The sequence below is a fragment of the Pseudomonas sp. GR 6-02 genome (assembly GCF_001655615.1).
Classification (GTDB): domain Bacteria; phylum Pseudomonadota; class Gammaproteobacteria; order Pseudomonadales; family Pseudomonadaceae; genus Aquipseudomonas.
In genome coordinates, this window is the sequence record NZ_CP011567.1 from 4,482,326 (window position 1) to 4,495,046 (window position 12,721).

Below are 12,721 nucleotides of genomic sequence, written 5' to 3' on the forward strand. Positions count from 1 at the left end.
CGCTAAGTAATCCCTGCAAGGTAACCAACGGCGGTTGCCCCACCTACGACAAAGACGTCGCTCACCTCATTCGCCCCCTTTTGCGAATCAGGTAGCGGCGTTTTTCCGTTTTGGCCCCAGAGACCGGGGCTGGTGGTGCGGCCGTTGCGGCGCCCCACCTGCAAGCTCATGACTCCTTCTTGATACGCCTGACAGCTGAGGTGCGCGATGAATTCAAGCTTCTGGAAATCCGGCCATACCCCGACACTGTTCGCAGCCTTCCTCTATTTCGATCTGAGCTTCATGGTCTGGTACCTGCTCGGCCCCCTGGCGGTGCAGATCGCCGCTGACCTGCACCTGACCACCCAACAGCGCGGGCTGGTGGTGGCCACGCCGATTCTGGCCGGTGCCGTACTGCGCTTTGCGATGGGCCTGCTGGCTGATCGCCTGTCGCCAAAAACCGCCGGGATCATCGGCCAGATAATCGTCATCAGCGCCCTGCTCGTTGCCTGGAAAGTCGGCATCCACAGTTACGAGCAGGCGCTGTTGCTGGGCCTGTTCCTCGGCATGGCCGGTGCGTCCTTCGCCGTCGCCCTGCCGCTGGCCTCGCAATGGTATCCGCCGCAGCACCAAGGCAAAGCCATGGGCATCGCCGGTGCCGGTAACTCGGGCACCGTGCTGGCCGCCCTGATCGCTCCGGTGCTGGCCGCCGCGTATGGCTGGAGCAACGTGTTCGGCTTCGCCCTGATTCCGTTGATCCTGACCCTGATCGTCTTCGCCTGGCTGGCCAAGAACGCCCCTGAGCGGCCGAAAGCCAAGTCCATGGCCGACTACCTCAAGGCCCTGGGTGACCGCGACAGCTGGTGGTTCATGTTTTTCTACAGCGTGACCTTCGGCGGCTTCATCGGCCTGGCCAGCGCCCTGCCCGGCTACTTCAATGACCAATACGGCCTGAGCCCGGTCACTGCCGGTTACTACACCGCTGCTTGCGTGTTCGGTGGCAGCCTGATGCGTCCGCTGGGCGGCGCGCTGGCGGATCGCTTCGGCGGGATTCGCACCCTGTTGGCGATGTACACCGTGGCAGCGATCTGCATTGCGACCGTGGGTTTCAATCTGCCGAGTTCCTACGCAGCGTTGGCGCTTTTCGTCTGCACTATGCTCGGTTTAGGTGCAGGTAACGGTGCCGTATTCCAGTTGGTCCCACAGCGTTTTCGTCGGGAGATCGGTGTGATGACCGGTTTGATCGGCATGGCCGGCGGCATCGGTGGCTTCGCACTGGCGGCCGGCATGGGCGCGATCAAGCAAAGTACCGGCAGCTATCAAATGGCCTTGTGGTTGTTCGCCAGCCTCGGCGTACTCGCCTGGTTCGGTCTGCACGGGGTGAAACGTCGCTGGAGAACCACTTGGGGTTCGGCAGCCGTCACCGCGGCTCGCGTGTGAGGATTGAATGAGCCTGCAACTGAGTTTTGCCGAAGCCAGCGCCATCGGGCCTCGCGAGGAGAACCAGGACGCTCTGCGCCTGGTCACTCCGGCCCCCGCACTGGCGGCGAGCAAGGGTTACCTGTTCGCCATCGCCGACGGCGTCAGCCAATGCGCCGATGGCGGTCTCGCGGCCCGTTCGACCTTGCAGGCGTTGGCGCTGGATTATTACGCCACACCGGAAACCTGGGGTGTCGCCCAGGCACTCGATCGCCTGCTGCTGGCGCAAAACCGCTGGCTGCAGGCCAACGGCGGCGGGCAACCGCTGCTGACCACGGTCAGTGCCCTGGTGATGCGCGGCAGGCGTTTCACCCTGGCGCATGTCGGCGATTGCCGGGTTTACCGCTGGCACGCCGACACCTTGCAACGGGTGAGCGAGGATCACGTCTGGGACCAGCCGGGCATGCAACATGTGCTCAAGCGGGCCCTGGGGCTGGATCAACATCTGGTGCTGGACTTTCTGGATGGCGAACTGCGCCTGAACGAGAGTTTCGTGCTGCTCAGCGACGGCATCTGGGCCGTGCTGGGCGACACCGCCATCGCGGCGATTCTGCGCGATCAACCTGACCTCAACAGTGCCGCGCAGACCCTGGTCAGCGCCGCGCACCTGGCCGGCAGCCAGGACAATGCCAGCGCCCTGCTGGTGCGGGTCGATGCCCTTGGCGAAACCAGCATTGGCGATGCACTGATTCACCTGCAGCAATGGCCTCTGCCGCCTGCACTGAAACCGGGCCAGACCTTCGAAGGCTGGCAGGTCGAAGGGATCCTCGGCCAGAGCCAGCAATCGCTGCTCTACCGGGTGCGCGATGCACAACAACAGCGCTGGCTGCTGAAAACCTTGCCCGGCGCTCTGCGTGACGATCACCAGGCCGGGCAGGCATTGTTGTCGGAGGAATGGTTTCTCAAGCGTGTAGCCGGTCGGCATTTCCCTGAAGTCCATGCCGCCAGTCAGCGTCAGCATTTGTATTACGTGATGCGTGAGTATTCCGGGTCGACCCTGGCTGAGTTGCATGAGCGCGTCACAACGCTGCCACTGGCGCAATGGCAGGACTTGGCCGAACGCTTGCTGCGGGCTGTCGGCATCCTGCATCGACGGCAGATCCTGCATCGCGATATCAAACCGGAGAATCTGCTGCTGGGGGACGACGGCGAGTTGCGCCTGCTGGATTTCGGCCTCGCCTACTGTCCGGGGCTGTCCGAAGATCAAGCCTTCGCCCTGCCTGGAACGCCCAGCTATATCGCGCCAGAAGCGTTCCGCGGCGACCTGCCGACACCACAACAGGATCTGTATGCCGTCGGCGTGACCTTGTACTACCTGCTCACCGGGCATTATCCCTACGGCGAAATCGAAGCGTTCCAGCGCCCACGGTTTGGCGTGCCTGTCAGCGCCAGTCGCTACCGGCCCGACCTGCCGGAATGGATCGCGCAAAGTCTGGAGCGCGCGGTGGCGGTAGCCCCGGATCAGCGCTTTGAAACGGCCGAAGAATGGTTGTTGCTGCTGGAACAGGGAGAACGACGCAGTTTGAGCGTGCGCCCCAGACCGTTGCTGGAGCGCGAGCCGTTGAAGGTTTGGCGGACGTTGGCACTGGTGTCGTTGCTGGTGAATCTGGTGCTGCTGTTTTTGTTGTTTCATGGCTAACACCCATTCTTTGTAGCAGCTACAGGGACCGCGCCAATTGCGGGCAACATGCATTGTTTCGGTGCACAAACATCCCAATCAAATACCGAGACCGCGACCAACCCCAGCAAATTCTGGCGTCTGAAGAACTTGGCACAACCACTGCATTACCTTTCCCAACAGACATAAAGCCCGGCCTTCAACGTAGAAGGCTGCGCTGCCCGAGAGAACGGGACAAGGACAAAGGCGTCCTCGCTAGTTAGCTAGCGGGACGCCTTTTTTTGTTTGCGCAAAATTTTGTCGAGCAAGGCCTGAATGCCCTGATGAGGCAGGCCCGAGCTCCCCGGAGAACCTGATGAAAAAACTAAAACTGGTGATGATCGGCAACGGCATGGCCGGGGTTCGTACCCTGGAAGAACTGCTCAAGCTGAGTAATGAGCTGTACGACATCACGGTCTTCGGCGCCGAACCGCATACCAACTACAACCGCATCCTGCTGTCCCCCGTACTGGCTGGCGAACAGACATTCGAAGAGATCGTGCTCAACGATCTGGACTGGTACCTGGAAAACAACATCAAGCTGCTGCTCAACCGCAAAGTGGTTGAGATCGACCGGGTCAAACGCCGGGTCATCGCCGAAGACGGTACCGAGGCTGAATACGACCGCCTGCTGATTGCCACCGGCTCGACCCCGTTCATCCTGCCGATCCCCGGCAATACCTTGCAGGGCGTGATCGGCTATCGCGACATTGCCGACACCCAGGTGATGATCGACACCGCCAAGACCCACAAGCACGCCGTGGTCATCGGTGGCGGCCTGCTGGGCCTTGAAGCCGCCAACGGCCTGATGCTGCGGGGCATGCACGTCACCGTGGTGCACATCGGCGAATGGCTGCTGGAGCGCCAACTGGACAAAACCAGCGGCCAACTCCTGCAAACCGCCCTGGAAGCCCGTGGCCTGCATTTCCGCCTGTGCGAACAGACCCAGGCCCTGCACGACGCCGGCAATGGCCGGGTCGGCTCAGTGCAGTTCAAGAACGGCGACATCATCCCCGCCGATCTGGTGGTGATGGCGGCCGGCATTCGCCCCAACACCGAACTGGCGGAAAAAGCCGGCATCCCTTGCAGCCGCGGGATTCTGGTCAACGACACAATGCAAACCTACGACCCTCGGGTGTACGCCATCGGTGAATGCGCCAGCCACCGCGGCACCGCCTACGGCCTGGTCGCTCCGCTGTTCGAACAAGCCAAGGTGTGCGCCAACCACCTCGCCCAACTGGGCTTCGCCACTTACAAGGGCTCGGTGACGTCGACCAAATTGAAAGTCACCGGCATCGACCTGTTCTCCGCCGGCGACTTCATGGGTGGCGAAGGCACCGAGACCATCACCCTCTCCGACCCGATTGGCGGGGTGTACAAAAAACTGGTGATCAAGGATGACGTGCTGGTCGGCGCCTGCCTGTACGGCGATACGGCAGACGGCGGCTGGTATTTCCGGCAGATCCGTGAGAACCATGCCATCGGCGAGATCCGCGATCACCTGATGTTTGGCGAAAATGCTTTAGGCGATGTAGGACATCAAGGCCAGGACAAAGCCATGAGCATGGCCGACACCGCCGAAGTCTGCGGCTGTAACGGCGTGTGCAAAGGCACCATCGTCAAAGCCATTCAGGAACACGGGCTGTTCAGCGTCGACGACGTGAAGAAACACACCAAGGCCGCCAGCTCCTGCGGCTCTTGTGCCGGCCTCGTCGAACAGATCCTGATCAACACCGTGGGCGGTGCGGCAGACGTCAAACCGAAAAGCGAAAAAGCCATCTGCGGGTGCAGCGACCTCAACCACGGGCAAATCCGCCAGGCCATCCGCGACCAGCATCTGCTGACCATCGCCGGCACCATGAGCTACCTGAACTGGCGCACGCCGAACGGCTGCGCCACCTGCCGCCCGGCGCTCAACTACTACCTGATTTCCACCTGGCCCGGCGAAGCCAAGGACGATCCGCAATCGCGCCTGATCAACGAACGCGCCCACGCCAACATTCAGAAAGACGGCACTTACTCTGTCGTCCCGCGGATGTGGGGCGGTGTGACCAATCCTTCAGAACTGCGGCGCATCGCCGACGTGGCCGACAAGTACAACGTGCCGATGGTCAAGGTCACCGGCGGCCAACGCATCGACTTGCTGGGGATCAAAAAGCAAGACTTGCCGGGCGTCTGGAAAGACCTGGACATGCCGTCCGGCCACGCCTACGGCAAATCCATCCGCACCGTGAAAACCTGTGTCGGCAGTGAGTTCTGCCGCTTCGGCACCCAGAATTCCACGCAACTGGGCATCGAGCTCGAACATGACCTGTTCAACATGTGGTCGCCACACAAAGTGAAACTGGCTGTCTCCGGTTGCCCACGCAACTGCTCGGAAGCGGGGATCAAGGACGTCGGAATTATCGGCGTGGATTCCGGCTGGGAGATGTACATCGGTGGCAACGGCGGGATCAAGACCGAAGTCGCTGAATTCTTCGTCAAGTTGAAAACCGCTGAAGAGGTGCGCGAATACAACGGCGCTTTCCTGCAGCTGTACCGTGAAGAAGCCTTCTACCTCGAGCGCACCGTGCATTACCTGCAACGGGTCGGCATGGAACACATCAAGAAAGCCGTGCTGGAAGACCCGGTACGGCGCAAGGCACTCAACGAACGCCTGCAATTCTCCCTGTCGTTCGAACAGGACCCGTGGAAAGAACGCCTCGAGCAACCACTGCTGAAAAAAGAATTCGAAGTCATTCCCGTGAAGAACCTGGAGGTGTCGGTATGAACTGGCTGGATATCTGCGCACTGGAAGAGATCAACACCCTTGGCTCGCGGATCGTCGCCGGCCCGAAAGGCGACATTGCGATTTTTCGTACGAGCGACGATGAGGTTTTCGCCCTCGACGACCGCTGCCCGCATAAGGGCGGGCCGCTGTCCCAGGGGTTGATCTACGGCAAACGGGTCGCCTGCCCGCTGCACAACTGGCAGATCGACCTGGAAACCGGCGAGGCCCAGGCTCCCGATATCGGCTGTGCCCACCATCATTCGGCACGGGTCGAAAATGGCCGGGTGCTGCTGGCCCTGCGGGAAGCAAGCTGATGGACCGCCAAATCACCGCCTCCACCTGCTGCTACTGCGGGGTCGGCTGCGGCGTGCTGATCGAGCACGACGGCGAGCGCATTCTCGGCGTCAGCGGCGATCCGGCGCACCCGGCCAACTTCGGCAAATTGTGCAGTAAAGGTTCGACCTTGCATCTGACCGGCGACCTGACGGCGCGGGCCTTGTACCCGCAACTGCGCCTGGGCAAAGGACTGGCTCGCAGCCGCACAGATTGGGACAGCGCCCTCGATCACGCCGCCAGTGTCTTCGCCAAGACCATCGCCGAACACGGCCCGGACAGCGTCGCGTTCTATATCTCCGGGCAATTGCTGACCGAGGATTACTACGCCTTCAACAAACTGGCGCGGGCGCTGGTGGGCACCAACAACATCGACAGCAATTCACGGCTGTGCATGTCTTCAGCGGTGGTCGGCTACAAGCGCAGCCTCGGCGCCGATGCTCCGCCCTGCAACTACGAAGACCTGGAATTGAGCGACTGCGTGATGATCGTCGGCAGCAACATGGCCTACGCCCACCCGATCCTGTTTCGTCGCCTGGAAGAAGCCAAATCCCGCCACCCGCAAATGAAAGTCATCGTCATCGACCCACGGCGCACCGACACCTGCGATCTGGCTGACCTGCACCTGGCGATTCTGCCCGGTACCGATGTCGCGTTGTTCCATGGGATTTTGCACTTGCTGCTGTGGGAAGACTGGATCGACCGCGACTTCATCAAGGCCCACACCGAAGGCTTGGCCGAGCTGAAAAACCTGGTACGCGACTACACCCCGGCAATGGTCTCGCAACTCTGTGGCATCAGCGTCGAGCAACTGCACCAATGCGCGGAATGGGTCGGCACGTCACCGAGCTTTCTGTCGCTGTGGTGCATGGGGCTGAATCAGTCCACCGCCGGCAGCGCGAAGAACAGCGCGCTGATCAACCTGCACTTGGCTACCGGGCAAATCGGTCGGCCCGGCGCAGGACCTTTCTCGCTGACCGGTCAGCCCAATGCCATGGGCGGCCGGGAAACCGGCAGTTTGTCAAACCTGCTGCCGGGTCATCGCGAAGCGGCCAATGCCGAGCACCGGGCGCAAGTGGCCGCCTACTGGGGCGTCGATCAACTGCCCGAAAACACCGGGCTCACGGCCATCGAACTGTTCGAGCAGATGCGCAGCGGCAAGATCAAAGCCCTGTGGATCGCCTGCACCAACCCTGCCCAGTCGCTGCCGGACCAGACCACTGTGCGCGAGGCACTGCAAGCCTGCCCGTTCGTGGTGTTGCAGGAAGCCTTCCACACCACCGAAACCGCCGCATTCGCCGACCTGTTGCTGCCCGCCGCCAGTTGGGGTGAAAAGGACGGCACGGTTACCAACTCCGAGCGGCGCATTTCCCACGTCCGCCGAGCCATCGGCGCCCCCGGTGAAGCACGGCCCGATTGGGCGATCACCGTGGATTTCGCACAGCGCCTGGAAAAACACCTGCGTCCTGGAGCCTCCAGCCTGTTTGCCTTTGAAACCCCGGCACAGGTCTTCGACGAATACAAACAACTGACTCGCGGCCGCGACCTCGACCTGTCCGGGATCAGTCATGAGTTGATCGACCAGCTCGGACCGCAGCAATGGCCCTTCCCCGCCGGAGCCCGCGAAGGCACCGCGCGGTTGTACCTTGACGGGGTATTCCCGACCGCCAGCGGGCGTGCGCAGTTCGTGACCGACCCCTATCGCGCCGCCAAGGAACAACGCGATGCGCGTTTCCCGCTGACCTTGATCACCGGCCGCCTGCGCGATCAATGGCACGGCATGAGCCGCACCGGCACCGCCGCGCAGCTGTTCGGCCATGTCAGCGAAGCCGTGTTGAGCCTGCACCCGGATGAACTGCGTCGGCATCGCCTGCAACCTGGCGACCTGATCAATCTGAAAAGTCGCCGGGGCGCGGTGATCCTGCCGGTCAGCAGCGACGACAGCGTACGTCCGGGCCAGGCTTTCCTGCCGATGCATTGGGGCGACCGCTTTCTCAAGGGCGGTGTGAATACCCTCACCCTTCCCGCCTTCGATCCGTTGTCGAAGCAACCGGAACTCAAACACAGCGGTGTGCGGCTCGAGCCTGTGCATTTGCCCTGGCAGCTTTTCGCCCTGATCGAAGGCGATGTTCAACAGCACCTGGAGACGTTGCGACCACTCTGCGAGGCGTTTTCCTACGCCAGCCTCAGCTTGGCCGGCCGTGAGCGTCCCGCGCTGCTGATACGCGCCGCCAGCGCCACCGCGCCAGAGCCGCAGTTGTTGCGTGATATCGATCAATGCCTGGGGCTCAACGACGGCCCGGTATTGGCCTACGACGACCCCCGGCGCTCGATCGGTAAACGGGTGCGTATCGAGAACGGCCGGATCACCGCGATTCGCCTGGCCGGTGAAACACTCGCCCAACATTGGCTGCAAAGCCTGTGGCTCGAAGGTCGCGCCGACGAACAACTGCGCCGTTGGCTGCTGGCACCGTTGAGTGCGCCACCAGGCAACGCTGGCGCCCCTGCATCCGGCAGCAAAACCCTGTGCAACTGCATGAACGTCAGCCAGAACGCAATCTGTGCCGGAATCAGCCGTGGCCTGGACTTGCAAGGTTTGAAACAAGAATTGGGCTGCGGCACGCAATGCGGCTCCTGCGTCCCGGAAATCAAGCGTTTACTGGCCGCCACTGCGCAGCCAGTCGCCGTCACCTCGTGAGGAAAACACTATGAGCGCAAAAGTCTGGCTGGTGGGTGCGGGTCCCGGCGATCCGGAATTGCTGACCCTCAAGGCGGTTCGTGCGTTGCGCGAAGCGGACGTGGTGTTGATCGACGATCTGGTCAATCCTGCGGTACTGGAGCATTGCCCGAATGCGCGAATTATTCCCGTGGGCAAGCGCGGCGGCTGTCGCTCCACGCCTCAAGCCTTCATTCATCGCCTGATGCTGCGTTATACCCGCCACGGCAAATGCGTGGTGCGGCTCAAGGGTGGCGATCCGTGCATCTTCGGACGCGGCGGTGAAGAGGCGCAGTGGTTACGTGAACGAGGGGTCGAGGTTGAATTGGTCAATGGCATCACCGCTGGCCTTGCCGGCGCGACCCAATGTGATATTCCACTGACGCTGCGGGGTGTCGCCCGTGGCGTGACACTGGTCACGGCGCACACTCAGGATGACAGTAGCCTGAACTGGCAGGCCCTGGCTCAAGGCGGAACCACGTTGGTGATCTACATGGGCGTGGCGAAACTCAGTGAAATCCGCGAACAATTGCTGGCCGGCGGAATGGCAGCCGATACACCCGTGGCGATGATCGAAAACGCTTCGCTGCCGCACCAACGGGAATGTCGGAGCGACCTGACAGCGATGGAAGAGGATGCCCTCAGCTTTCAGTTGAAGAGCCCGGCGATCCTGGTGATCGGTGCCGTGGCAGCCTGCGCAACTTCATCGATGTGGGAGCGCGACTTGCCCGCGATGGTGGCCGATCAATCAGCCTGAACCCTACCTATTACTCCCTCTTCACCAAATCGCAGACAAAGAAAAGCCCGGCCTAAGCCGGGCTTTTCTTGAGCTGCGAGCTAATTACTTAGCTTGAGCTTCAACCTTCGCTTCTACGCGACGGTTTACAGCGCGACCAGCTTCAGTGGCGTTGTCAGCAACTGGGCGGGATTCGCCGTAGCCAACAGACTGAACGCGGGACGGCGAAACACCGTACTGGTTGGTCAGAACTTGCTTAACGGCGTTTGCACGACGCTCGGACAGTTTCTGGTTGTAAGCGTCAGGACCGACGGAGTCAGTGTGACCTTCAACAACAGTAGTGGTGGATGGGTACTGCTTCATGAAGTCAGCCAGGTTTTTGATGTCGCCGTAGCTGTTAGGCTTGACTACCGACTTGTTGAAGTCGAATTTCACGTCCAGCTCAACACGAACAACTTCAGCAACTGCTGGGCAGCCATCAGCGTCAACAGTTACGTTGGCTGGGGTGTCTGGGCACTTGTCAACGTTGTCGCAAACGCCATCGTTGTCGCTGTCGGAGCAAACTTCAGCCGGTGCTGGAACTGGAGCAGCAGCAGGCTTGGAGCCGCCACCGAAGTTCACACCGATACCGACGCTAGGAGCCCACTCGGTGTCGCCCTGGTCGATGTTGTACTGAGCTTCAACGCCAGCACGGGCGTAGAAGTTTTCAGTGAAGTACAGCTTGGCACCGCCGCCAACGTTGGCGAAAGTGGAGCGGTTACGACCCGAACCGTTCTGGCCAATGCTCTGGTCCGAGAAACCGGCAGAAACGTATGGACGGATCATGTCGCCTGGGTTGTTGAAGTGGTACAGAGCGTCCAGAGCGGTATCAGCGCCCTTTACGTTGCGACCATCATCTGCACGTACGTTGTGTACTTCGTCGTAGGCCAGACGCAGTTCTACGTCGTCGGTCAGGAAGTAACCAACCGAGCCGCCGAACAGGTTGCCGTTGTTCTTGAAGTTACGATCGCTGTCGTACTGTTCTTTCTTGGCGAAGCCTTCGATTTCAACTGCGCCTTGGCCTTGTGCCAGCGCGCCGAACGAAGTAGCGGCAATAAGAGAACCAATGGCCAAGCCCAAGGTGTTTTTCAGTTTCATCCGTTAAATCCCCATCTGGTGATTGTGAAGCAGTCCCGCAAACCGGGGGACAACTCGGCGGCAAGTCTATCAGAACTTGCCTACACGTAAGAGATATTTGCGCCAAACTAAGTTTCGGCAATGCCTGCAAATTTCTCACGCAATTTGTCTAGAGCGCGTTTGTACCGCATTTTTGTTGCACTCAAGCCCATGTGCATGATGTCTGCGATCTCCTGAAACTCCAGCTCTGCGACAAAACGTAGCACCAGAATTTCACGATCAATCGGGTTCACATACACCAGCCAGCGATCAAGTCCGCCCTTCTCCTCGGGTTTCGGCGCCTTTTCTTCAGACGCTTCCTCGAGGGGGTCCAGACTCAAAGCGTCCATCAAGCGACGCTTACGCCGTTCCTTCCGATACTGCGTGATGCACTCGTTGTACGTGATGCTGTAGAGCCACGTCTTGAACTTCGATTTGCCCTCGAAGTTCTTCAGGCCGTACAGCACCTTCAACATCACTTCCTGACAGACATCGTCTGCATCACGATCGTTCCCCAGGTACCGTGCACAAACGTTAAATAATGTTCGCTGGTAACGCCGCATCAGTTCTTCATAGGCGCGCGTTACGTGAAACAGCTCGGTATGCGAGCGCGCGACCAACTCCTCATCAGAGAGCTCGCGGGGGTCGTAGCGCGTGGAGAGCGATTGAGCTTTATTCAAAACAAGTCGGGCCGACAGTCAGGTCAATGTCCGCCGCAACCCCTCAGGGCATTTTGCGGCGGCATACATTAGCAGGATTTGCCGGGTTAGCGGCTACTCACATGCTGCTCCAGGAGAATCCGATTCGAGAGAGAGACTAGCTCACCCTCGTCGGTCAGCACCGTGGTTTTCACCGTGCCGATCTCTTCGATCTGCCCTTCGACCTCGCCAACACGCACTTGTTGCCCAACCTGATACAACTCTCGCACATAGATTCCCGCAAGAATCTGACCGGCAATTTCCCGGCTTCCCAACCCCATGGCCAGCGCAACCGCCAGACCAACGGTAATCAAGACGATCACAATCACGTGGTTGAGCAGGTCTGTCTTGACCTCCAACTGGCTGATCGCAACCGAAATACTGATGATGATAACCAGGCCCTGGGCAATCCGCCCCAGTCCTGCTGCGTAATCCAGCCCTACGCCTTCTGCCGCGCCACGCACCAGCCCATTGGCCAGTTGCGCCAGCAAGACACCCACCAGCAGCACCAGCGCCGCGCCGAATACTTTCGGAACATACAGCGCCAGCATGTCCAGCGTAGCCGAAACTCGTTCAAGTCCAAGGGATTCTGCGGCAGAAACGAGAAAAATCAACAGGACGAACCAGTAAACAATTTTGCCGATCAGCGTCGAAATAGGCACCTGGAGGCCGGCGCGGGACAGCAATTTGGTCAGTCCGGTGCCACCCATCAGGCGATCAAGGCCCAATTTGGCGAGCAATTTTGAGAGCAGCGTGTCCAGCAGTTTGGCCACGACAAAACCCAGCAGCAGCACAACCAGTGCGCCAAACAGGTTCGGAATGAAGTTCGCAACTTTGGTCCACAACGCAGTCATTGCAGTGACGAGGCTCTGAGTCCAGAGATCAAGTTCCATATTCAATCAGCCTTATCAGCAGTGCGGGCGGTAGGTTTACGCAGACGAGAAACCGGCGCTACATGGGCCGATCCGTTATTCAGGGCGATCATCAGCGCGGGCAGCCAACGGCCCAGAAGGCTGAACAGATCGCCGGCACCGACCTGGCGGTTGGCGGTTTTCAGTACACGCCCCAGACAGGCATCGTCGTCACGGCTGGACGGCGATGCTTTGAGCATGTCACGCAAAGACTGTTCAAACGGATCGTGCATACGCACCTCTCGTGATGTCTGTCAAAGACGCGGTTAGATTTGGTCGGGTCACAT

The 12,721-nt window shown here is 60.3% G+C and carries 10 protein-coding genes; 6 read left to right on the top strand and 4 right to left on the bottom strand.

All coding sequences use genetic code 11. From position 1 onward, the window contains the following. Positions 1–207: 207 nt before the first annotated feature. The 6 genes from PGR6_RS19575 to cobA all read left to right on the top strand — a co-directional run bounded on the left by PGR6_RS19575 (position 208) and on the right by cobA (position 9,691). Positions 208–1,419 (top strand): nitrate/nitrite transporter, encoded by a 1,212-nt coding sequence (locus PGR6_RS19575; protein WP_018925267.1) that lies wholly within the window; start codon positions 208–210, stop codon positions 1,417–1,419. A 7-nt stretch (positions 1,420–1,426) separates the two neighbouring features. Further along, a complete protein-coding gene (locus PGR6_RS19580) occupies positions 1,427–3,097 on the top strand; it encodes a bifunctional protein-serine/threonine kinase/phosphatase (protein ID WP_064619175.1) in 1,671 nt (556 codons plus the stop codon). A 334-nt stretch (positions 3,098–3,431) separates the two neighbouring features. Next, a complete protein-coding gene (gene nirB, locus PGR6_RS19585; protein WP_007940642.1) occupies positions 3,432–5,885 on the top strand; it encodes a nitrite reductase large subunit NirB in 2,454 nt (817 codons plus the stop codon). After that, positions 5,882–6,199, top strand: coding sequence for a nitrite reductase small subunit NirD (nirD, locus tag PGR6_RS19590; RefSeq protein WP_018925265.1), 318 nt, complete (start codon positions 5,882–5,884; stop codon positions 6,197–6,199). The genes nirB and nirD overlap by 4 nt, the downstream gene beginning before the upstream one ends. Further along, a complete protein-coding gene (locus PGR6_RS19595) occupies positions 6,199–8,916 on the top strand; it encodes a nitrate reductase (RefSeq protein ID WP_064619178.1) in 2,718 nt (905 codons plus the stop codon). The genes nirD and PGR6_RS19595 overlap by 1 nt, the downstream gene beginning before the upstream one ends. A 10-nt stretch (positions 8,917–8,926) precedes the next feature. Continuing rightward, complete coding sequence (cobA, locus tag PGR6_RS19600) at positions 8,927–9,691, top strand: uroporphyrinogen-III C-methyltransferase (protein WP_064619181.1); 765 nt, start codon at positions 8,927–8,929, stop codon at positions 9,689–9,691. 84 nt (positions 9,692–9,775) lie between these two features. On the opposite strand, the gene PGR6_RS19605 is transcribed toward cobA, so the two are convergent. The 4 genes from PGR6_RS19605 to PGR6_RS19620 all read right to left on the bottom strand — a co-directional run bounded on the left by PGR6_RS19605 (position 9,776) and on the right by PGR6_RS19620 (position 12,667). After that, the gene (locus PGR6_RS19605; protein WP_018925262.1) at positions 9,776–10,807 is read right to left on the bottom strand and encodes an OmpA family protein; all 1,032 of its coding nucleotides are present in this window, start codon (positions 10,805–10,807) and stop codon (positions 9,776–9,778) included. Between the two features lie 107 nt (positions 10,808–10,914). Beyond that, positions 10,915–11,505, bottom strand: coding sequence for an RNA polymerase sigma factor SigX (gene sigX / locus PGR6_RS19610; RefSeq protein ID WP_017337463.1), 591 nt, complete (start codon positions 11,503–11,505; stop codon positions 10,915–10,917). 86 nt (positions 11,506–11,591) lie between these two features. After that, positions 11,592–12,416, bottom strand: a complete 825-nt coding sequence (locus PGR6_RS19615) for a mechanosensitive ion channel family protein (RefSeq protein ID WP_007940637.1) — start codon at positions 12,414–12,416, stop codon at positions 11,592–11,594. A gap of 2 nt (positions 12,417–12,418) precedes the next feature. Next, the gene (locus PGR6_RS19620; protein WP_007940635.1) at positions 12,419–12,667 is read right to left on the bottom strand and encodes a hypothetical protein; all 249 of its coding nucleotides are present in this window, start codon (positions 12,665–12,667) and stop codon (positions 12,419–12,421) included. Positions 12,668–12,721: the final 54 nt, after the last annotated feature.

Bases quoted from the DNA above. Each gene is read 5' to 3' on its own strand.
- PGR6_RS19575 (WP_018925267.1), top strand. From the start codon at position 208: ATGAATTCAAGCTTCTGGAAATCCGGCCATACCCCGACACTGTTCGCA.
- PGR6_RS19580 (WP_064619175.1), top strand. From the start codon at position 1,427: ATGAGCCTGCAACTGAGTTTTGCCGAAGCCAGCGCCATCGGGCCTCGC.
- nirB (WP_007940642.1), top strand. From the start codon at position 3,432: ATGAAAAAACTAAAACTGGTGATGATCGGCAACGGCATGGCCGGGGTT.
- nirD (WP_018925265.1), top strand. From the start codon at position 5,882: ATGAACTGGCTGGATATCTGCGCACTGGAAGAGATCAACACCCTTGGC.
- PGR6_RS19595 (WP_064619178.1), top strand. From the start codon at position 6,199: ATGGACCGCCAAATCACCGCCTCCACCTGCTGCTACTGCGGGGTCGGC.
- cobA (WP_064619181.1), top strand. From the start codon at position 8,927: ATGAGCGCAAAAGTCTGGCTGGTGGGTGCGGGTCCCGGCGATCCGGAA.
- PGR6_RS19605 (WP_018925262.1), bottom strand. From the start codon at position 10,807: ATGAAACTGAAAAACACCTTGGGCTTGGCCATTGGTTCTCTTATTGCC.
- PGR6_RS19615 (WP_007940637.1), bottom strand. From the start codon at position 12,416: ATGGAACTTGATCTCTGGACTCAGAGCCTCGTCACTGCAATGACTGCG.
- PGR6_RS19620 (WP_007940635.1), bottom strand. From the start codon at position 12,667: ATGCACGATCCGTTTGAACAGTCTTTGCGTGACATGCTCAAAGCATCG.